The organism is Mobilitalea sibirica, from assembly GCF_015999265.1.
Taxonomy (GTDB): Bacteria; Bacillota; Clostridia; order Lachnospirales; family Lachnospiraceae; genus Mobilitalea; species Mobilitalea sibirica.
Map to the genome: position 1 here is coordinate 95573 of NZ_JAEAGR010000015.1, position 23192 is coordinate 118764.

Below are 23192 nucleotides of genomic sequence, written 5' to 3' on the forward strand. Positions count from 1 at the left end.
AGATACACGATTAATGAATTGATTTATCGTTCGAACAAAGTCAAAACTAATTAGTTTTTGTTTACACAGGATTACCGATATAGTACAATAAACAAGATAAATCACATATCAATAGCAGAATACTTCTCCCATAGATACGATATCTTTTTATCTTTTATCTTTAATATTATGGTAATAATTTTTATATAGTAATTATAAAGTAACTATTATTAATCATTTATATATTATTATGAATCATCTATCTATTGGAAACAATAAAAATATAGCAGTTAATAATCCTTTTTTAATCCTCTGGGATACCCGTATGAAGGGGACCAACTTCCTTCTTCGAATGAATAGATTGTAACTGCTTATTATAGGAGGACATTATGGCTAAATATACGATTGGTGTGGATTTCGGAACCTTATCCGGACGCGCTTTATTAGTAAATGTAGAAACAGGTGAGGAGCTGGCAACGGCAGTTTATAATTATCCCCATGGGGTTATGGATGAAACACTTCCAAACGGTAGACAACTCCCTCCGGATTGGGCTCTACAGCATCCTCAGGATTATTTGGATGTATTGGCTCACACTATCCCTGAGGTATTAAAAGAATCCGGTATTAGCGCAGAAGATATAATCGGAGTAGGCATTGATTTTACTGCCTGTACCCTGTTACCGGTGAAAGCAGATGGTACTCCCTTATGTTTCTTGGATAAATATAGGAACGAACCCCATTCTTATATTAAACTATGGAAGCACCATGCTGCACAGGATAAAGCGAATAGATTAAATGAAATTGCAGAGAAAACAAAGCAAAAATGGCTTCCTCGATATGGCGGTAAGATTTCCTCTGAGTGGGCCTTTCCAAAGATCTGGCAGACCTTGGAAGAAGCACCGGACATCTATGAGGAAGCGGATTTCTTTATTGAGGCTGCTGACTGGGTTATCTGGCAATTAACCGGTGTACAGACCAGAAACTCCTGTACTGCGGGTTATAAGGCAATCTGGCATAAGAAGGATGGCTATCCGGATAAGGAATTTTTTAAATCCCTTGATCCGAGACTTGAGAATGTCGTTGATGATAAATTAAACTGGCCTATCACCCCTCTTGGAGTAAAAGCAGGTGAAATTACGGGAAATGCCGCTAACCTAACCGGTTTAAACCCCGGTACCGCAGTTGCGGTTGCTAATGTGGATGCTCATGTTACCGTTCCTGCTGTTAAGATTGACGGTCCGGGGAAAATGCTTGCTATCATGGGTACCTCAACCTGTCATATACTCCTTGGCGAGAAAGAACAAACTGTTCCCGGTATGTGTGGTGTAGTAGAAGACGGTGTATGTCCCGGATATTTTGGATATGAAGCAGGACAGTCCTGTGTAGGAGATCATTTCGCCTGGTTTGTCGATAACTGTGTTAGCTCGCAGTATATAGAAGCTGCTCAGGCAGAAGGTCTGAATATACATGAGTATTTAACAAAAAAGGCAGAAAACATGAAAGTAGGTCAGAGTGGTTTGATTGCCCTTGACTGGTGGAACGGAAATCGCTCTGTCTTAGTTGATGTGGACTTGACCGGTTTAATCATTGGTATGACGCTTCATACAAAGCCGGAAGAGATTTACCGTGCCTTAATCGAGGCCACCGCATATGGTACAAGAAAGATTATCGAAACCTTCCGTGAAAGCGGTGTTCCTGTCGATGAATTTTATGCCTCCGGAGGTATCTCACAGAAGAATCCTATGGCAATGCAGATTTATGCCGATATTATTAAAGTACCGATAAAGATCGGAGGCACTTCCCAAGGTCCTGCCCTCGGTAGTGCTATCTTTGGAGCAGTGGCCGCTGGCAAAGCTAAGGGCGGATATGATAATGTATTTGAAGCCGGTCAGATTATGGGTAAATTACGGGATACCGTATATTATCCGATACCGGAAAATGCAGCAGTTTATGATAAGTTATACAATGAATATTCTATCCTACATGATTATTTTGGCCGTGGGGCTAATGATGTTATGAAGCGCCTCAAGGAAATAAAAAAAGAACAGAGCAAATAGGCTTATCTTGATATACAAATATAATAGTCGTTAAGTTATACGTAAACATTGAAGGAGGTTAATCCATGATAGGATTAAAGCGTTACGAATTTTGGTTTATTACCGGTTCCCAGCATTTATATGGACCGGATACTTTAATTAAGGTAGCAGAGCATTCGAAAGTGATCGCGCAATCTTTGAATGATTCTTCTCACATACCATGCTCCGTCTTATTTAAGCCTATTGTAACCACACCCGATGAAATTACTACTATAATTAAAGAGGCAAACCATGATAATAATTGTGCAGGTATTATTACCTGGATGCACACCTTTTCTCCTTCTAAAATGTGGATTACCGGGCTGTCCTTATTAGAAAAACCATACTGCCATCTTCATACACAATATAATCGCTGTATACCCAATGAAGATATTGATATGAATTTCATGAATTTAAATCAATCTGCCCATGGGGATCGGGAGCATGGATTTATCGGAGCCAGGTTAAGAATTCCAAGAAAAGTAATTGCAGGTTACTGGCAGGATGAGGATGTCCAACTACGAATTGGCGGATGGATGAGATCTGCAATCGGTGCACTTGTCAGCAAAAGCTTAAAAGTTATGCGATTTGGCGATAATATGCGCCAGGTTGCCGTAACAGAGGGTGATAAGGTTGAAGCTCAGATAAAACTGGGTTGGCAGGTTAATACCTACGCCGTAGGTGATCTGGTAAATCAGATGAATACTGTATCAAATATACAAATCGATCAGTTAATGAATGAATATCGGGAAAAATACACTTTTGCAACGGATAATATACCGGCTATCCGATATCAAGCAAAAGAAGAGCTTGCTCTTAGAAAAATGATGGATGATACCGGATGCAATGCTTTTACCAATACCTTCGAGGATCTCCACGGCATGGAACAGCTGCCTGGACTTGCAACCCAGAGATTGATGGAAGCAGGCTATGGCTATGGTGGTGAAGGTGATTGGAAAGTATCCGCTTTGACTCATATCATGAAACAGATGTCCGAGGGCTTATCCGGAGGTACCTCTTTTATGGAGGACTACACCTACGACCTTACTAAGGGTGAGGAATTATCTCTTGGTGCCCATATGCTGGAGGTATGTCCTACCATAGCTGCGGACAAACCCAGAATTGAGGTTCATCCCTTAAGTATTGGGGGTAAATCCGCTCCTGCCCGCTTGGTTTTTGAGGGTCGGCCGGGTAAGGCTATCGTAGCTTCCATAATTGACATGGGAGGGCGATTCCGCTTGATTATTCAAGACGTTGAGGCCGTAAAGCCTATTTATGAGATGCCTAATCTTCCGGTAGCAAGAGTCATGTGGAAGGCTATGCCTGATTTTAAAACTGGATCTGAAGCCTGGATATTGGCAGGAGGTGCCCATCATACTGTATTGTCGTACTCCCTATGTGCTGAACACATGATTGATTGGGCTGAAATTATGGGAATTGAAGTAATATATATTAATAAAGCTACAACCATTACAGAGATAAAACAGCAGTTATTCCTTCAGGACATTGCCTGGAAATTAAGTAAGTAATGGGAAAGGGGATATATCTATATGCTTGAGCGTCTAAAAAAGGAAGTATATGAAGCCAATATGTTGCTTCCTAAGTATAATCTTGTCACTTTTACCTGGGGCAATGTATCCGGAATTGATAGGGAACAAGGACTAATTGTTATTAAGCCCTCCGGTGTGGAATATAACGCTATGAAGCCGGAGGACATGGTGGTGTTGGATTTAAAGGGTAATAAGGTGGAAGGACGACTAAATCCCTCCTCTGATACTGCAACTCATATAGAACTTTACAATGCATTTCCATCCATTCAGGGTGTGGTTCATACTCACTCCCGTTGGGCGACAATCTTCTCACAGATGGGTATGGGAATTCCTGCCCTTGGAACAACCCATGCAGATTATTTCCATGGTGAGATACCCTGTACTAGAAAATTAAGGGCATATGAAATCCGAGGAGATTATGAGCGGGAAACCGGAACAGTTATCGTTGAAAGATTTCGTAAAGGTAAGCTGTCAGAGGATGAAATGCCTGCTGTCCTAGTATGTAACCATGGCCCTTTTACCTGGGGTACGGGACCAAAGGATGCGGTTCATAATGCTGTGGTTTTAGAGGAAGTCGCTTTTATGGCTTGGCATTGCATGGCTCTTCCTGATAAATATCTTGTTCCCATGCAAAAGGACCTTTTGGAACGTCACTATACAAGAAAACACGGAAAAAATGCTTATTATGGGCAGAATAATGTGACAGACAGCACCCATAAGAATGCTTAATAAACTATCTGCAAGAATTTTATAAATGTATTGTTTAAAATCTTAGGAGGTTTTTATGTTGAAACCAAAACAAAGGATTTCATTCATTTGTTTATTGATTTTTTTATCTTCCTATATCGTCAAACCTGTTTCGGCTAGTAATATTACTAATGAGGTTGTATGGCCAAACGGTCCGAATGTATATGCTGAGGCGGCTATTGTAATGGAGGCATCAACCGGCTTAATATTGTATGAGAAGAACATTCACCAGACTTATTATCCTGCAAGTATAACAAAGATTATGACCGCTTTAATCGCTCTTGAGAATTCTTCTTTGGGAGAGGTTGTTACATTTTCTAGAGATGCCATCTTTGAAGTTGAGTTAGATAGCAGTAGGATTGGTATCGACGTGGGAGAACAATTAACAATGCAGCAATGTCTGTATGCCATTCTATTGGCATCTGCCAACGAGGTTACTTATGCGATAGCAGAACATGTAGCAGGAAGTATCCCTGCTTTCGCTGAAATGATGAATGAGAAGGCAGAAAGCCTTGGCTGTAAAAACACAAATTTTACGAACCCCCATGGACTTCCGGATAGTGAACATATAACAACTGCCTACGATATGGCTTTGATTACCAGAGAGGCCATGAAAAATGAGACCTTTCGCAAAATAACAGGAACACGAACATATCAGATTCCTCCAACGAATATACAGCCGGAGACCAGATATTTAAGAAATCACCACCGATTTATATTAAAGCAGGATTATACCTACGACGGAGCTATCGGTGGGAAAACAGGTTACACAAGTAAAGCAAGATATACCTTGGCTTCCGTAGCCAAACGAGGTGATTTAGAACTAATCACCGTGGTTTTAAAGGATGACAGCTTTGCCCATCAGTATACGGATACCCAGAAGCTTTTTGATTATGGCTTTGACAACTTTTCCATCTATTCTATTGCTGATTTGGAAAATACAAATGTAGTACATGAATCACCTTTTTTTACCCGGTATAATCATCTTCTAAATAAGTCGGATGATACTATTTCAACCGATGAAAAGGGTTATCTCATATTACCAAACACTGCTTCCTTTGAGGATGCCAAAAAAGAAGTATCCTTTTATCCGGCAGCAAAAGAGCGGGAAAACGATACTATCATTGGTACGATCTCCTATAGCTATCACAATAAATATGTAGGAGGCGCGGATATTATTTTAAAGAATAAAGAATTTCCTTCCCTGTTCCATAGAACCCCGAATCCCGGGATAGCTCCCATCGTACCGGAGGATCCAAAAGAAAAACCAGGCGGTTCTATGCGCCCGGTTATCATTGGAATTATCGTCGGAATATTCGTTTTAACTATAGGTTTGTATTTTGTATTAGTGGAACGACCCCGTCTGAAACGTCGCAGTGCTTATTATAAAAAACGGGCGAATCGTAAGCTATACAGGGATAATGATTATCTTGATTTATAATGTTAATAGCTATCCTACGATATTATTTACCGTAGGAGGCGAATAAAGCTGCAATCTCATCTGCTGAAAGTGCTTTATTCGGATCATCATAAAGTGGAACTATGACAGACTCTTCCTCTTCTGAGGATGCCTTGGATTCAGTTTCCGAATCAGTGATATCTAAACTTTCTGTTTCGGTTTCTGAAGCCATAGAGTCTGTTATTTTTGTCTCCGTCTCAGAATTATCAACAATATCTTCATTCGCTAGTAAGTCATTAATGATATCCTCGTGCTCAGCCGTTTCATCGTTTTCATCGTTTTCATCAGCTTTATCTGAAGTTTCACTAGACTCCAATAAATTCATAAGATCATCTATTTCTTCTTCTGAAGCATTTTCTTCCTGGTAATCGTCCTCTCCAGAGAAATCCTTCGTTTCGTTTAGAATCGCTTTCTCTTCTATATTAGAACTATCTTTTTCTTCATCCTCCATAAGTATTTGATTAATCTCATCGTCCATATTAGAAGAATCGTTCATATCTTCTTCTATCTCAGCTTTTACTGCGCTTGCATTTAATTTAACATTTTCTGTAGCCTTATCCTCTAGGGATTGCTTCCTATCAGAGATATCAGATGTTTTAACTAGATTATCCTGAAGGAGAGCATGATTTTTCTCCAGTTGACTTAAGATGAGTGAAATCTGATCTATATAATCTAATCGTTCACTTTCTTCCTTTAGGACTTTGATCAGTTGCTTCGTGTTTTCTTTATTATAATTAACCTGAAGATTTAAAGCGTTTTTCTGGCCTTCCATGGCTTTTTTTTGAAGTTCAATTAATTTTTGAATTGCATGAACGTTATTTTTCTCAATTGAGTTTAGTTGAAATTTTATATCCTCCAATTTGTCTTCCAGCATAGCCTGACTTTTCTTAGCAGTAACATAAGATGCTTTTTGAATATTAAGTACCTCCGAAAATCTTTCTTCCCATTTTTCGGTTTCTTCCTTATATAGTTTCTCTAAGAAAAATAATGTCTTTTTTTTACTGTCCGTCCACTGGCTTTTGATACTCTCAAGCAGGAGATATCCTGTAATTATTACAACCACACTCATACCTGTGACACTAAAAGGATCACTTCCAAATTCATATATACTAAATATTAATAATAATAATGCTACCAGAAAACATATACTGAAAAAAGTTAAGTTTAGTTTTTTATTCATACCGGCTCCTATCTGCTCTTTGATATACAAAACTAATAATAATGCATTTTCAGTATATATCGACAAAACCCACGCATATATTTACCTTTTTATTAGGATTTTGTCACTGAACATATAGGAAAGATAATTAATCTTAAGTAAAATCTAAAATTCCTTCTTAGATCCTGTTATTGGATGGGTAATCTTATTATAAATTTAGAACCTTCGTTTACCTTACTTAAGAGTTCTATGGATCCGTTATAATAATTTACGATATGTTTTACTATGGACAACCCCAAACCGGTTCCGCCCATTTTCTTACTTCTTCCTTTGTCCACCCGGTAAAAGCGTTCAAACACCCGCTGCTTTGCATCCTCCGGAATTCCAACACCGGTATCTTCTACTGTTAAGACAAGTTCTTTGGCTTCAGAAGTAACCGTAACTTTAACCTTACCGTTTGGCTTGTTATATTTTATGGCATTCGTAATCAGATTACTGATAAGTTCTCTAAGTTGTTGCGCATTGGCATGCATGACTATTGGTTTGCAGCTTAATTCGATTGTGACTTTGCAATCCTTAGCTAAGGGTTCTAAAGAGGTACATACTTCCTTTAACAGAGGACATATTCGTACATCTGTAAGGGTAACCTCTATTTCTTTTGTTTCCAGACGGGATATCATCAATATATCATTTATAAGGTTCGTCATATTTGAAGTTTCCTTTTTAATTCTGGAATAGAAGTCCTTTTTCATCTTCTCATCCGTAAACAATCCGTTTTCTAATAACTCAATATAACCCTGGATGGATGTAATCGGTGTTTTTAATTCGTGAGAAGCATTCGAGAAAAATTCTTGCCTTATCATCTTTTCAAATTCAATCCGATTTCTCGATTCCTTAACCGAATTAGCCATTTGCAGAACGGTTTGTGCTATCACATTCATTTCGTCGTACTGATATTGATCAAAATGAAATTCCGGATTTTCATCATTTAGTTTTAACATCTCTTCGGTTATTTCATTTAAGGGTTTTGTCATTGATCTTGAGAATTGTCTTGCTATTAATGCGGATATGGCCAATGTAATCCCTATACTGATTAAAATTGCCGGTAATAGCAGCCCGGTATATTCAAGGATACCGGAAAAAGGGTGCGCCATACGCAGAATATATTCACCGTTATTTGATAGAATGGCTACATAAAGCATAGATAGCTTTAAGGTATCGGAGGTTCGTCTTCCATATCCTACTCCCTCTTCCAAAGCTTCTTTAAACTCTTTCCTGTCCCCATGATTCTCCATGCTCCAGTAATCATCCACATCGCTATCCGCATGTACATTCCCTTTAAAATCCATGATGGTAAAACGGGAGGATTTATTACCTTGAATATTCTTATAATGGCCCACCTGATCTTGTAAATCACCTTCATAATTCAGTGAGTGATCTACAATTCTTAAGGTATATAACATATCTTCCCTTGTTTTATCGAGAATGATACTGCTGATTGTTACACCAAAAATACTGCCGCTGAGTACCAGCGCCAGTGCTAAAATAGTAATAAATCTTTGAAAAATTGCCCTCTTCACTTTATTCCCCTGTTCTTACAAAGCGATAACCTACGCTTCGTATCGTCTTAATGCATTCCGTGCCAATTCTTCCCAGTTTTTGCCGCAGTGTTCGAATATGGATGTCAAGGGTTCTGGATTCTCCGTCATATTCATAACCCCAGATTTGATTGAGTAGTTCATCTCTGGATACGACTCTGGCACTGTTTTCTATTAAGTATATTAATAATTCATATTCCTTAAACGTAAGCTCAATTTCCCTACCACCGTTTATTACCTCTCGTGTACTGGGGTTAATGGTTAAGGTTCCTATGGTATATAAATCATCATTTTCTTTTTTGACGGAACGTCTAAGCAGGGAGCGTATTCTTGCAGTCAGCTCAAGAACACCAAAAGGTTTTGTAATATAATCATCGGCTCCAACGTCTAAGCCGATTACCTTATCCAGTTCTTTATCCTTAGCAGTTAGACATATGATAGGTATGTTCTTTAATTTTGAGTCTTGTCTAATGTTTTTAATTGCAGTTAATCCATCCATTCCCGGTAGCATAATATCAAAGATAGCCATATCCGGCTTCTCTGTCTTCATGTTTTCAAGGGCAGGCTCCGCTGCTTCATAGGCCATTATTTTATATCCAAAGCCTTCTAAAGCTACTTTAAGCAAATCTCTTATATTCTCATCATCCTCTATTACATAGATTCGTTCCATATGATTATCCTCCCAATTATTAATAACGGGTATAGATCTTTTGAATAAATAAAACTTAACGATAACTTCTTTATATTCTTTATTCTTTCTTATACCTATACGAAAACGGATATTATCATCATTGCCTGGAATGCATAATTATTTAATATCCGTTTTTTAAGGCTTTTTCTTTTTTAAATATTTTATAATATTCTAATATTATTTACAGATCCAGTTTCACGAAATTCTGTCCACTCACATATGTTAACCGCATGATCTCCAATCCGCTCAAAATACTTAGCAATCATTAATATATCAACACATTGGTCAACATGCTCTGAGGAAGATCTAAGTAAGGATGCAACCTCTTCCTTTACTTTATCAAATAGATCATCTACCACATCATCCCGCTTAATAATCTCCTTAGCATCCTCCATATTTAAGCTAGTAAATGCCTGAACAGCATCATGAACCATCTCTTTTGCCACTCTTCCCATCTCAGGAATGTGCTTAGCAAGATTGTATATGGGTTGCCTTTTTTCTCGGATAATTAATTCTGCTATGTCCGCTGCATGATCTCCAATTCGCTCCATATCTGTTACCACCTTAAGTGCAGTTGTAACGATTCGAAGATCTCTGGCTACCGGTTGTTGTTTTAAAATAAGAGAAAGGCATCTGGATTCAATTGTCTTTTCAATATCATTAATGGTTCTGTCTCCCTGAATAATATCTTTCGAGAGCACCTCATCCTGGGTTTCAAACGCTTTTAAAGTTTTTTCAATCGCAGCTTCGATAAGTTGCCCCATTTCCTTGAGATTTTCCTTTAATACATTTAGTTCATATTCAAAGCTGAGTCTAGCCGTCATAATAACGCCTCCTTTAATCAAATTATAGTGGATATGGTAATCCATGTCAAATAACAGATCAACCAAATCTACCCGTTATATAATCCTCTGTTCTTTTATCCACCGGTCTGGTAAATAAGGTGTCCGTAGCCGCAAATTCTACGACTTCTCCCACTAGGAAAAATGCAGTATAGTCTGATATGCGCGCAGCTTGCTGCATATTATGTGTTACAATAGCAACCGTATATTTATCTTTTAATTCAGACATTAAGTCCTCGATTTTTAAAGTAGAAATAGGATCTAAGGCAGAGGTAGGCTCATCCATAAGCAGTACCTCTGGTTCAACCGCTAAGGCTCTGGCAATACATAACCTTTGCTGTTGTCCTCCGGACAATCCTAAGGCTGATTTTTTCAGTCTGTCCTTAACCTCATCAAATAAAGCTGCTCCTATTAAACTTTGCTCAACGATTTCATCTAATTTTGCCTTAGATTTAATTCCGTGAATTCTAGGACCGTATGCCACATTATCGTAGATTGACATAGGAAACGGATTCGGCTGTTGAAACACCATTCCGATCTTCTTACGTAAAAGCGTTGTATCCACTCTTGGATCATAAATGTTTTCTCCATCCAAAATCACAGACCCCTCAATCACCACTCCGGGTACCAGATCATTCATCCGGTTCAATGTTTTTAAAAAGGTAGACTTACCACAGCCGGAGGGACCGATAAACGCCGTAATTGCCTTCTCCTTTATACTCATATCAACATCTTTTAATGCATGATTTGTACCGTAGTGCAGGTTCAAACCCTTAGTAATTATCTTATCTTTTATCATAATATCCTCCATCTATGTGCTATGACTGTCTATTCACGTCAAACTTACGTGATAAGAATTTCGTTAACAGATTGATACCTAATACAATTGACAATAATACGAATGCTATACCAAATGCCACGTCGTACTGTGCCTTTTCCATACTAAGATACAACTCTATAGTTAAAGTCCCTCCAGGTTGTAATACTTTTTGGAATAATCCTTCTCCATACTCACCAACCTTTGGAAGTAAACGACCGCTTCCTGCGGTAAATAATAGTGCCGCTGACTCTCCTACAATCCGCCCGATGGAAAGGATAATACCGGTTATAATTCCCGGCATCGCAGAAGGAAGCAAGATGGTTCTTATCATGTACCATTTTGTAGCGCCTATCCCCAAAGCACCGCTACGATAACTGGAGGGAACTGTTTTTAAAGCCTCCTGGGTATTTCTCGTAATTAATGGTAATACCATAAGTACTAAGGTTAGAGAACCAGTCAATATGGAATATCCCAGATTTAGAGTAATACCGAAAAAAACATAACCAAACAAACCAAAGACAATGGAAGGAATTCCGGCTAAGGTCTCTGTCGTAAATTCTATCAGCTGAACCATTTTACCCGGTTTTGCATACTCATTCAGATAAATGGCGGCTCCTACACCAAATGGAACTGCAATCAAAAGAGTTATTATAATAATATATAAGGTATTCACAATATTACCGGCTATACCGAAGGTTCCCTTCAATGCACTGGGTACCGTTGTAAGGAAAGACCAATTAATCGAAGAAAGACCGCGATATGCTACATAACTTACGATTCCGGCCAGAAGGAATATGGATACCGAGGCGAATAAATAAATTACTATATGAGCAATTGCATCCAAAGGTCTTACTTTCTTATTAAATATACTATTACTTGTCGGCATTCTTCTTTCCTCCCTTCATGACTCTATTTAATACCAGATTGATTATCATAATGAAAGCAAACAATACCAATCCGATGGTAAACAACACTCTTTTATGGGTATCCGCTGCATAGGACATCTCGCTAACAACTGCAGTGGTTAAAAAGCGTACCGAATTAAACGGTAACGGAAAGTTAGCACCATTGCCCGCTACTAAGCTGATTGCCATAGCTTCCCCAATAGCACGACCTACGCCTAGTACAACTGCTGTAACGATACCGGATTTCGCAGCCGGAATAATTACTTTAAAAATCGTCTGAATATGGGAAGCACCCATTGCCAGAGAAGCAAATTTATAATGCTTTGGAACTGCTTTTAGTGCTGCCTCACTAATATTAATCACGGTAGGAAGTATCATAATTGCCAATACCAGTACCGCTGAAATCAAATTGGAACCACCGGTGTATTGATGATTTGGTGAATCCGCATATACTGCCATTTCGATTTTATACATAAAAGGATTTAATATTAAGATACCTAGTAAACCATAGATAACCGAAGGGATACCCGCTAAAAGCTCAACCGCCGGCTTTACAATTGCTGCAAGACGTTTTGGTGCAGTCTCAGCTAAGAATACAGCAGTCATAACACCAATCGGTACACCAATTAAAATTGCTAAAAAAGTGCCTACGATGGATGTTAAGATAACATAAAGAATTCCATAGCTGGGATCTGCCGCATTTGGTTTCCATACAGTACCAAACAATATATCTCTGAGACCCACTTCAAAAATTGCAGGTGTACCACTGATAATCATATATAAAGTTATTGAAAAAACCGCCAAAACAGCAAAAAATGCACAGGCTGTAAATATAAAACCTGCGGCTCTCTCAACTGAGTTTTTCGTTTTATAACTTCCTATAATTGAAAATTTTCTGTCACTCATAAGAACTCCTTATCCTCAAATTCTAATTCAATTATCAAATGTAGGAAGAACCTCCCTAAAGAGTATTCTTCCTGCATTTGTAACATTTGCGTTCTATTACTTACTCAACAGTAATCAATCCAACCTCTTTTACAAGGTTCTGACCTTCTTCTGAATATATAAACTCGAAGAATGCCTGTACTAAGTCGCTTTGCTCAGAGATCTCTCCAACCGTTGCCATTACAAATGGACGGCTAAGGAAGTAACTTCCTGCTTTAATATTAGCTTCTGTAGGTTCTACACCATCAAGATTTACAGCGATAACTGTATCATCTAATATATCTAAGGATACATATCCGATAGCACCCGGAGTGGAGGCTACCTTAGCCATTACGCCGCCGGTACTGTTAATTTCATTAGAATATGCACACTGATCCTCTACCTCGAGCATTTCTTCAAATGCACCTCTGGTACCAGATCCGGATTCTCTTCCCACTACTACGATCGGTTGATCTGATCCACCTACCTCGCTCCAGTTCTTAATGGTTCCTTTATAAATGTCTGTTAACTGATCCTTTGTTATATCTGTTACTGTATTATTTTTATCAACGATTACTGCAATACCATCAATTGCAACAATATTTTCAACTGCACCTTCCGCTTTTTCAGTTTCCTTTAAATTTCTGGATGCATTACCGATATCTACCGTTTTCGCCAATACTGCTTCAACGCCGGCACTGGATCCGATAAACTCTGCTTGTACTAAAACATTCGGATATTTGTTCATAAATGCTTCTGATGCTACATTCGCTAATTTTTCCATTGAAGTGGATCCTGCTAAGGTAAGGTTACCTTTCAAATCCGCAGTATCATTTTGCTCTGTGCCCTTATTTGTATTATTATCTGCCTTTTCACTACCCTCTTTTGCACAAGCACTCAATCCTCCTGCTACTACTAAGCAAGTAATTATTAATATTGCAATCCCTCTAAATTTCTTCATCACTAATTCTCCTTTAATCAAATATTTATTTTCTTGTCTGTTTTCTACGATATTAAGATAACATTAATTTTATTACCTAGATATCATGATTGTGTATAGCTTTTGTAAAATCTACGTAAAGTTGCATTTTTTTAAGGATTTTATGAATATTGTTCCTTTCTTTGCAAAATATATACTGTTTATGGATATTAAGGTTATGTTTTATATTCATATCTTCAGTTAAAAAAAACGATGCTATAAACCTCCAACTTTTCATTGGAGATTTACAGCATCGTTTAACTGTAACGTGCCTGGCGGGATTCGAACCCACGGCCTTCCGCTTAGGAGGCGGACGCTCTATCCTGCTGAGCTACAAGCACACACACGCAACGTGTTTATTTTACTATTTTACGAAATGTAAGTCAATATCTTTATTGCTCGTTCTGTTATACTATGATTATTATTCTTTCTATGTCCACCTAGGATAAGACACTGTTTTTTGATACTTGAATATAGCAATGAACTCTAGTCCTTTGCCAAGTCTGAGAAAGCTATATTACCCTGCATCCAGATATTTCCCTTAAATCTTCTGCCCACCAAAGGTTCTCCCAGTAAGTCCTGCTTGTTAATGCAAAGACGAAAGGTTATATCATTACATACCAGCTGCAGATCATATATCTCCTCTTTTGTAATAGAATTCACAACTAAATTGCTTTCTAATATGGTAGCCATAATACTATAATTATCTGATTCAGACCCAAAGGGTATAAAACAGGTATCTACAATAGAGTAGATATCCTCTTTTTTTGCTCTTCTTGATACAAGAGCATAGGTATCAATATCATCAATTGTTAAACTGTCAATGGCATCCTGATTCCCTTTTTTTGCTTCCGCTATTAAATTGTTACGATATTTTGTTTCTGCACTGATATTACGAACCTGAATTTCATCCTTTTCGATTGGAAGTAACACTCTTCCTTCCAGGGATAATGCTGCTAAATTAATAGCAAAAGGAGTATTCATTGGCATATTTTGATTTTTCTTTTCCAAATACTCAATGACATTTTGCAAATAAAAGATAAGAGATACACCCAATCGGTAGTCATCACACATTCCGGTATAAGCTTCCGTATCCACTCTTTTATTAATACTGATTTCTTCTCTTGTACTTATTATCTGGCCGGTTACATAAGGAAAATAATGCTCCATATGAAACACTTGCTTCGTGTCATATTCCCCTCTTAAGGTAATACCCATTCCATCTGCAAATTCAGCCGAAATCTCTGCTAGCCCTTCTAAGCTGTTTGGTTGTATTGTTCTTTTTTTTGTATTATGATCTTTCATTTTATCAAAAAGTTGGTCTAATTCGATTCTATTTTTAATATTACTAAATCCTATTGCTCTTAAATAACTATGCATATATCTCACCTGCCTAACTTGTTAGTTTATTAAAATTCGGTTTATTTCCTATTTTTTAAGTTCAGCTCTATATTTATTATATATTACGCTTATCAAATCATTTCATGTGATAATTATTTATATCATATTTTAATGTTACTGACAAGTGTTCTCAAAAATTCGCCAGTGTTTACCGGTACTCCTTATCCCGATTTAGATTATTCCCATCTTACAACTATATTTTCATATGTCATCTGAGTTCTATCCTATATTAAATTTGATTTTATACTGTTAAAACATATCCTATACTAATTAAAAAGCTATAAGATATGATTATTTCCAACAACTCCTTCCACTATAGCATCAGCGAATCAATGTTTTATCCACAATTTATATGTATTAATCCAAAATGGTATCGGTAATAAATAAGGTCAGTTCTTTCGTTAAATCTTTCTCAATCCATTCGGTTGGCTTTTTTCCATCCCTGGTTTTTATGATTCGAATTACTGGTCTGGTTGGACATTTAGTGTTTTGTCGAAGTACTATCCCTACCTCGTCCAGATTAGTCATTACGAGGGCTCCTGTAGGATAAGCAGCAACTGAGTCCATTAACGCCTTAACTACATGAAAATCAAATTTAATTCCTGCCTGACTGACAATATAATCAATCGCATCATGCACCTTCATCTTACTTGTCAGATTGCCGTATACTTTACTATCAAATTCATCACATACCGCTGCAATTTTACTCCATAATTTAATTTTTGCTTCTTTTAGATGAAAAGGGTATCCAGATCCATCCAATCTCTCATGATGACTAATTATAATATCCTTTGCTATCGGAGACAGCCATTGCATTTTCTCAACAGCAGAATAGCCGTATATGATATGTTTTTTAATTTCTTTCAGTTCAACTTCTGAACAAGTTTCAACTGTTAAGTTAATATAATCCATTGTAATATAGGTAAAGCCTATGTCATGCAATAAGCATCCAATTGCAATCTCCCTTACTTTTTGAATAGGTTGCTTTAGTTTAATAGCTAAAATAACTGATAAAGCACACACATTTAAAGAATGAGAATAGGTACTTTCACTTTTATTTCTAATACTGGATAAATTATATATAACCTCGGGTTCTCTTATTATATCATTTATTATTTCATCAGCAATAACCTTGATCTCTTGTAATTCATTTATATTATGATACGTATATTTAAGAAGTATTTCACGAATTGCCTCTTGGCATTGTTCTTTAATTTGGATTTCAAGGCTGTCTATAAGATTAACACCCTGTGCTATCTCATCTTCAACATATATATAATCTATATTTAAGTCTTTTAGTCTTTTAACATACTCTTTTTTAACAACTGTACCTGCAGCCATTAAAACAGAATCACTTGTGTTTAATATATCTTTCGCAAGTAATTCATTGCCTTTAACGGAATCAACTGAGATTATCCTCATAGTAACTCCTTTCTTATCTATAGACCATTTCCATCTATATACTCCTCTATCCACTACGGGTTTTCAATCGTACAATAGAACTATTTGTCGATATTCAACAAAAAGATTATTATAACTTTTTATTTATTGTTATTATGACTATTTGTTTTCTATATTCTATCACATGTAAATTACATTTGTACATATCATACATTTTTTCATATAAATTTCACAATTTTTTATTGTTATTTTTTTAACAATATCATTTGACAAATGAGTAAACCGATGGTATATTTAAAGCGTAGTAACAATGTTAATATTTTAACAATTAAAAGGAGGCAATATTATGGCTGATAAATTACAACCCACCCCTAGGGAACATGTTGATGTATTAGTTAACAATGCTTTAAAAGCTTTAGATGAATTTCTACTTCTGGATCAGGAGACCATAGATAATATTGTTCATGAAATGGCATTGGCCGGTTTAGAGAATCAACAGCTTCTTGCTAAAATGGCTGTTGAAGAAACCGGCAGAGGTATTTATGAAGATAAAATAACTAAGAATATATTTGCTACGGAGTATGTATGGTACTCCATTAAGTATCAAAAAACGGTAGGAATTATTGAAGATAATGAAGAAGAAGATTATATGATCGTTGCAGAACCGGTAGGTGTCGTTGCAGGTGTTACTCCGGTTACCAACCCGACCTCTACTACGATGTTCAAATGCTTAACCTGTATTAAAACAAGAAACCCTATTATCTTTGGATTTCACCCCAGTGCACAAAAGTGCTCAAGGGAAGCTGCAAAACTATTACTGGATGCTGCTGTAAAAGCAGGCGCTCCAAAGGGCTGTATTCAATGGATTGAGTACCCTTCTATTGATGCTACCAGAGAATTAATGAATCATCCGGGCGTATCTATGATTTTAGCAACCGGCGGTTCCGGAATGGTAAAACAGGCATACTCTGCCGGAAAACCTGCCCTAGGCGTTGGACCCGGTAACGTACCTTGCTTTATTGAAAAAACAGCAAACTTAAAACGTGCCGTAAATGATCTTGTTTTATCGAAATCCTTTGATCATGGTATGATCTGTGCTTCTGAACAAGCTGCCATTATCGAAGCACCTGTTTATAAAGAAACTGTAAAGCTGATGGAAAAAGCGGGTTGTTATTTTGCCACAAAAGAAGAAATTAAACTTCTTGAGCCGGTCGTAATCAATCCGACTACCAATGCTGTAAATCCTGCTATCGTAGGTCAGTCTCCGACGGCAATCGCTGCTATGGCTGGTATTACCATTCCTCCCAATACAAAAATTTTATGTACAGAACTAGACGGTGTAGGCCCGGAATATCCATTATCCAAAGAAAAATTGTCACCGGTTCTGGCTGTTATAAAAGCAGACAATGTTGAAAAGGGTATTCAGTTATGTGAAAAGATGGTTGAGTTGGGTGGTCTTGGACACTCTTCTGTTGTTCACTCTAATGATGATCAAGTTATAAAGGCCTTTTCATCCCGTATGCGTACCGGTCGAATTATTGTTAATTCCCCTTCGACCCATGGTGCAATCGGTGATCTCTATAATACGAATATGCCTTCCCTTACTCTTGGCTGTGGATCTTACGGCGGTAATTCCACAACACACAATGTATCGGCTGTAGATTTAGTTAACTATAAAAGAGTTGCAAAAAGGAGGGTTAATATGCAATGGTTTAAGATACCGGGAAAAATATATTTTGAATCTGGTTCAACCTCATATCTTACTAAGATGCCGGGAATAACAAAAGCGTTTATTGTAACAGACCCCTCCATGACGGAACTTGGTTATGTAAGTAAAGTATTATACCAATTGCGTAAACGTAAGGACTACGTACATTGTGAAATATTCGACCAAGTCGAACCCGATCCAAGCATTGATACCATAATGAAAGGTGTCGAAGCTATGAATCAGTTTAAACCCGATGTGATTATCGCTCTTGGTGGTGGCTCTGCAATCGATGCAGCTAAGGGTATGTGGCTTTTCTATGAGCAGCCGGATGCTGATTTCAAGAACATGTCATTAAAATTCTTAGATATTAGAAAGAGAACTTATAAATTCCCTGTCCTTGGTAAAAAAGCTCAGTTTGTTGCCATACCTACCACATCAGGTACCGGATCGGAAGTAACTTCCTTTGCCGTAATCTCTGACAAAAAGGAAAATAAAAAATATCCATTAGCTGATTATGAATTGACCCCTGACGTTGCAATTATTGATCCGGACTTTGTTATGAGTGTTCCTAAGAAGTCGACTGCCTGGACAGGAATGGACGTTTTAACCCATGCGATTGAGGCCTATGTATCCATCATAGCTTCTGATTATACTGACGCTTTGTCAATCCATGCAATTGATATGGTATTTAAATATCTGAAAGAGTCTTACGATAAAGGTTCTGAGAGTCCGATTGCAAGAGAAAAGATGCATAATGCCTCTACCATTGCCGGAATGGCCTTTACCAATGCTTTCTTAGGAATTAACCACTCCCTGGCACATAAATTAGGTGGTGAATACCATATTCCTCATGGATGTGCCAATGCTATTCTTCTCCCTCATGTAATCCGTTACAATGGAGTTGAATGCCCTACTAAATTCACTTCCTGGCCAAAATATGAGAGTTATATTGTTGGTGACAAGATATTTGAACTTATGAAAAAGCTAGGTAAAAATCCTAAGTCTAATGATGATGCAGTAGAAATGCTTGCTTCTGATGTAGAAGAATTAAACCGTCATTTAGGAATACCTGCTACTTTAAAAGAATACGGAATTGATGAAAAAGATTTCCTTCATAAGCTTCCTGAATTAGCAGATTTGGCATTTGGAGATCAATGTACCACTGCTAACCCCAGATTACCTCTTGTATCTGAACTGGAAGAGTTATATCGATTGGCATATTACGGTAAAGGTTACTCTGAAAAAGCTAGTAAAAAAAATAAATAATTGCTAATTGTTAATGGTCTATACTGTTTCAAACTAAAATAGATTAACGAAATAATAAAGATTTAAGTAACAGATATAACTTAAGACGGATATAGGAGTTTGCATTTTGCGAAAACCCTATATCCGTCTTATTTTAAAGCTTTTCTTTATGTCAATTTTTATAATTCTTCTTTTACTGATCTATTTTATGCTATCTATTATATCCTATTGTTTTTACTCCATATAATTATTCTTCATCAGCGCCTGATTCAAAGCAGACTTCTCATCTTCTGATAATTCCAAAAAAGATTCGCCTTTTATAATTTCTTTTAAGTAAGTATAACATCCTTCCCTACTACTGTGTACAGAATTCATGATGATACCATTATTGTTTTTATCCAATAATGCAAGTACAAAGCTTAACTTTCCACCCATTTCTTTGAATGCATCATATTTTACTACACCTATTTTTTGATAAGTCGATAAAAGATTATCATTAATCTTTTCCACCTGCGCATGGATCCCTTTTGTATCTAACTTTAATTTATCAATTTCTGAGAATCTGGATAAGATCAATCCTTCGAGATTTTGTGCTTCTTTACCTGACATGAATTTTTTATACTTCTTATTTAGTTTTCTTTGTTTTATAAATAAAATAATAATTAATAATAATAGTACAGTTGAAGCTAAAATTAATCCAAGTATAAGATATTCCGTATTGCTACCTACTAATTCACTTATGTTCATTTTATTTTCCTCCAAAATGTATCTTGATATGCATTTACATATATTTACTTTTTACGATAATGCTTCAAATAATTCAATAATGCGTTCAAGTTCTTCCTTTGAGTAATATTCTATTTCAATTTTACCCCTATTTTTTTGCTTTCTATGAATAGAAACCTTCGTTCCTATTATATTCCTGAATTTTTCTTCAAGATCCTTATATATAAAGCTATCTTCTAAAGTTGTTGCTATTTCTTTATGAGGCTTTTCTTTCAATATTTGCTTCACTAATTTTTCTGTATCTCTTACACTTAACTTTTCATCAAATATCTTACATGCCGTATAATACTGTTTATCTTTATCTTCTATAGGTAATAATGCACGGGCATGCCCACTGGACAATATATCATCAATTAACATCTGTTGTACTCTACCATCCAGCTTTAAAAGTCGTAAGGAATTTGTTACAGCTGCTCGGCTCTTAGAAACTCTCTCTGCTAATTCATCTTGTTTTAAATGAAACTCTTGAATTAATCTTTGATAAGTAAATGCTTCTTCTATTGGATTTAAATCTTCTCTTTGAATATTTTCTATTAGGGCGATTTCGACAATTTCCTGAGGTGAGTAATCTTTAATAATTGCCGGAACTTCCTTAAGTCCTGCCATCCTAGCTGCTCTCCATCTTCTCTCACCTGCTATAATCTCATAATACTTATCTCTCTTCTGAAGAATCAGAGGCTGTATAATTCCATATTGTTTAATTGAATCTGCTAACTCATGTAGTGCATCCTCATCAAACTTCTTTCTTGGTTGAGTTTTGTTCGGTTCAATATCACTAATATGTATCATTGTTTCACGTGAAACATTTTCTGACTGGATCTCATTATTATCCTGTATACGCTCTGGTATCATTATATCAAGACCCTTACCAAGTCCTTTTTTAACGGCCATAATGCTCCTCCTTTAATAGTAACTATATTATATCATTGAATACTCTAATGTTTACTTTTTGCTACGATATTTAATTTCACTGATTTCGTTGCGCTCATACATTTCAGCCTCATCATTTTCAATTACTTCGACAGCCAATTGACGGTATCCATCTGCTCCTGCTGATTTTGGATCATATAGATTAATTGGTAATCCATGACTGGGAGCTTCCGCAAGACGAACATTTCTCGGTATTATAGTCTTATAAATATTCTGCTTAAGATTTTCTTTCACATTTTCTACTACTTGTAAAGATAAATTTGTTCTGGCATCAAACATTGTAAATACTACCCCTTCCATTTCCAACTGAGGGTTTAATCTTTGCTTGACTAAATTTATAGTATGTATTAATTGCGTTAAACCTTCCAATGCATAGAATTCACATTGAATCGGTACTAGTACTGTATCAGCAGTAGTCATTGCATTGACCGTAAGAGTATTTAAAGATGGTGGACAGTCAATTATAATATAATCATAATCATCTCTTATCGGATCAATATGCTTTTTTAATATGTATTCTCTGCCCTCAACTCCAATAAGTTCTATCTCAGCACCGGCTAAGTTCACATTTGATGGAAGCACATCTAAATTCTTAATATCACTGCTAAGCCTACACTCTTCCAATGAACACTCCCCTATCAGTAATTGATAGATTGTATAATCCAGACTTTTTTTATCAATCCCCAATCCACTCGTTGTATTACCCTGTGGATCGATGTCTATTGCTAAAACTTTTCTGTTCTTTTCTGCCAGACAAGCCGATAAATTTATCGCTGTAGTTGTTTTACCAACTCCTCCTTTTTGATTAGCTATTGCTATTATTCTTGCCACTATAACACCACCTTTTTATCATTCACATATTATGTGTATATTACATATATTTATATTACCTTTTTACTTACACAAGCTTAATTATATCATCTTTTATTTTATATATCTATATATAAATTTCTAATTGGACAAATTTACGTATGTGTTTTTGAATAATTAGGGTATTAGAGCGTTTGGAAATATTAAATGTTCATGCTATATAATATCGCATCTTTATATTATGATTTTTTTGCAAATTTAAATTTTATAAAGATGTTTTACTTCATATAATCTTATATACAAACTGATGATATGTTTCACGTGAAACATATGCCATTTTATTATTAATAGATATTATATACTTTTACAGTGAGATAATAATAGGAATATGAAAATAAAGTTCTTTATTTACTATAGACAGGTTATACGTCATAAATATTAATAGTGATAAAAACTCACTTTTACTCATCGCTACTCTATTACATGTACTTTCTTAACGTATTATGTGATATTTATATAAAATTATTTTCACTTATATTATCATGATATAATATTATGGTCGCGGTAGGTAAGATCGATAAAACTCCTTAAGCATAAATGCATGTTTTCTTGAAAGGCTTTTTATGTTATAGGAAGGTCGTATCAGTTCCCTATATCAGTAGGTTTCCGAAACTCTTCTTTTAACTATAATTCATTCATTAATATTTTCCTACACTTTTCTTTACTTAGAAAGATGCAAACATAGTTTATTAATAGACTGCTATGAGATCGTTGATACTTAGAATGTGTTTTGCAGTCTTATGAACCACTTCGCTCTTCTTCTAAGCGATAGCATACCCCGGAATAAACTAAACTATGTTTGTATCACAAATATATAACTTAAATTGCAAATTAACGTAATTTTTATTGCTGGGCTTTTGACCCTATAGTCAAACAACATAAAAAAGGATGTTTCACGTGAAACATATAATCACACCTGAAACATCCTATCTTTAAATCTCATGATATAGTTATAATCTATTAAATATACTCTCTAATTCATTACTAGAATAATTCGGTTCTATAATAAATATTGGGGTGGTACTTCACCCCGATATTTATTTGTAATAAAATACACTTATAAATCGCCTACCACTACTTTCGTACTGCCTCGCTAACACTATGAAAGAAGGTGATTTATAAG

General features: G+C 36.2%; 18 protein-coding genes and 1 tRNA gene. 5 read left to right on the top strand and 14 right to left on the bottom strand.

Going from position 1 to position 23192, the window contains the following annotated elements; all coding sequences use genetic code 11:
- Positions 1–368: 368 nt before the first annotated feature.
- The 4 genes from araB to I5677_RS13660 all read left to right on the top strand — a co-directional run bounded on the left by araB (position 369) and on the right by I5677_RS13660 (position 5792).
- On the top strand, positions 369–2036 hold the full coding sequence (araB, locus tag I5677_RS13645; RefSeq protein WP_197662188.1) for a ribulokinase: 1668 nt from the start codon (positions 369–371) through the stop codon (positions 2034–2036).
- A gap of 65 nt (positions 2037–2101) precedes the next feature.
- Positions 2102–3583 (top strand): L-arabinose isomerase, encoded by a 1482-nt coding sequence (araA, locus tag I5677_RS13650; RefSeq protein ID WP_197662189.1) that lies wholly within the window; start codon positions 2102–2104, stop codon positions 3581–3583.
- A 21-nt stretch (positions 3584–3604) separates the two neighbouring features.
- Positions 3605–4333: an L-ribulose-5-phosphate 4-epimerase gene (locus I5677_RS13655; RefSeq protein WP_197662190.1), complete on the top strand. Its 729-nt coding sequence runs from the start codon at positions 3605–3607 to the stop codon at positions 4331–4333.
- A gap of 55 nt (positions 4334–4388) precedes the next feature.
- Complete coding sequence (locus I5677_RS13660) at positions 4389–5792, top strand: D-alanyl-D-alanine carboxypeptidase family protein (protein WP_197662191.1); 1404 nt, start codon at positions 4389–4391, stop codon at positions 5790–5792.
- A gap of 22 nt (positions 5793–5814) precedes the next feature.
- Here I5677_RS13660 and I5677_RS13665 read toward each other — a convergent pair whose 3' ends face one another.
- From I5677_RS13665 to I5677_RS13715, 11 genes are all read right to left on the bottom strand, one after another.
- Complete coding sequence (locus tag I5677_RS13665) at positions 5815–6990, bottom strand: hypothetical protein (RefSeq protein ID WP_197662192.1); 1176 nt, start codon at positions 6988–6990, stop codon at positions 5815–5817.
- A gap of 167 nt (positions 6991–7157) precedes the next feature.
- Positions 7158–8549 (bottom strand): sensor histidine kinase, encoded by a 1392-nt coding sequence (locus tag I5677_RS13670; protein ID WP_197662193.1) that lies wholly within the window; start codon positions 8547–8549, stop codon positions 7158–7160.
- A gap of 1 nt (position 8550) precedes the next feature.
- A complete protein-coding gene (locus I5677_RS13675; protein WP_197662194.1) occupies positions 8551–9237 on the bottom strand; it encodes a response regulator transcription factor in 687 nt (228 codons plus the stop codon).
- Between the two features lie 182 nt (positions 9238–9419).
- Entirely contained in the window at positions 9420–10082 is a 663-nt protein-coding gene (phoU, locus tag I5677_RS13680; RefSeq protein WP_197662195.1) for a phosphate signaling complex protein PhoU, read from the bottom strand.
- Positions 10083–10140: 58 nt separating this feature from the next.
- Positions 10141–10902 carry a phosphate ABC transporter ATP-binding protein PstB gene (gene pstB / locus I5677_RS13685; RefSeq protein ID WP_334298804.1) on the bottom strand — a complete coding sequence of 254 codons (762 nt, stop codon included), beginning with the start codon at positions 10900–10902 and terminating at the stop codon, positions 10141–10143.
- A gap of 16 nt (positions 10903–10918) precedes the next feature.
- Positions 10919–11806, bottom strand: a complete 888-nt coding sequence (gene pstA, locus I5677_RS13690) for a phosphate ABC transporter permease PstA (protein WP_197662197.1) — start codon at positions 11804–11806, stop codon at positions 10919–10921.
- On the bottom strand, positions 11793–12731 hold the full coding sequence (gene pstC, locus I5677_RS13695) for a phosphate ABC transporter permease subunit PstC (RefSeq protein WP_197662198.1): 939 nt from the start codon (positions 12729–12731) through the stop codon (positions 11793–11795). The genes pstA and pstC overlap by 14 nt, the downstream gene beginning before the upstream one ends.
- Before the next feature lie 100 nt (positions 12732–12831).
- Positions 12832–13710, bottom strand: a complete 879-nt coding sequence (locus I5677_RS13700) for a phosphate ABC transporter substrate-binding protein (RefSeq protein WP_197662199.1) — start codon at positions 13708–13710, stop codon at positions 12832–12834.
- Positions 13711–13995: 285 nt separating this feature from the next.
- Positions 13996–14069: transfer RNA gene (locus I5677_RS13705), tRNA-Arg, on the bottom strand.
- A 145-nt stretch (positions 14070–14214) separates the two neighbouring features.
- Complete coding sequence (locus I5677_RS13710) at positions 14215–15108, bottom strand: DUF3881 family protein (protein ID WP_197662200.1); 894 nt, start codon at positions 15106–15108, stop codon at positions 14215–14217.
- Positions 15109–15486: 378 nt separating this feature from the next.
- Complete coding sequence (locus tag I5677_RS13715) at positions 15487–16551, bottom strand: HD-GYP domain-containing protein (RefSeq protein ID WP_197662201.1); 1065 nt, start codon at positions 16549–16551, stop codon at positions 15487–15489.
- A 325-nt stretch (positions 16552–16876) separates the two neighbouring features.
- Here I5677_RS13715 and adhE point away from each other — a divergent pair, with 325 nt between their 5' ends.
- Positions 16877–19504 carry a bifunctional acetaldehyde-CoA/alcohol dehydrogenase gene (gene adhE / locus I5677_RS13720; protein WP_197662202.1) on the top strand — a complete coding sequence of 876 codons (2628 nt, stop codon included), beginning with the start codon at positions 16877–16879 and terminating at the stop codon, positions 19502–19504.
- A 213-nt stretch (positions 19505–19717) separates the two neighbouring features.
- On the opposite strand, the gene I5677_RS13725 is transcribed toward adhE, so the two are convergent.
- The 3 genes from I5677_RS13725 to I5677_RS13735 are packed head-to-tail and all read right to left on the bottom strand — an operon-like array spanning position 19718 to position 22030.
- The gene (locus I5677_RS13725; protein ID WP_197662203.1) at positions 19718–20230 is read right to left on the bottom strand and encodes a DUF4446 family protein; all 513 of its coding nucleotides are present in this window, start codon (positions 20228–20230) and stop codon (positions 19718–19720) included.
- A 51-nt stretch (positions 20231–20281) separates the two neighbouring features.
- Positions 20282–21160, bottom strand: coding sequence for a ParB/RepB/Spo0J family partition protein (locus tag I5677_RS13730; RefSeq protein WP_197662204.1), 879 nt, complete (start codon positions 21158–21160; stop codon positions 20282–20284).
- 51 nt (positions 21161–21211) lie between these two features.
- Positions 21212–22030: a ParA family protein gene (locus I5677_RS13735; RefSeq protein ID WP_197662205.1), complete on the bottom strand. Its 819-nt coding sequence runs from the start codon at positions 22028–22030 to the stop codon at positions 21212–21214.
- Positions 22031–23192: the final 1162 nt, after the last annotated feature.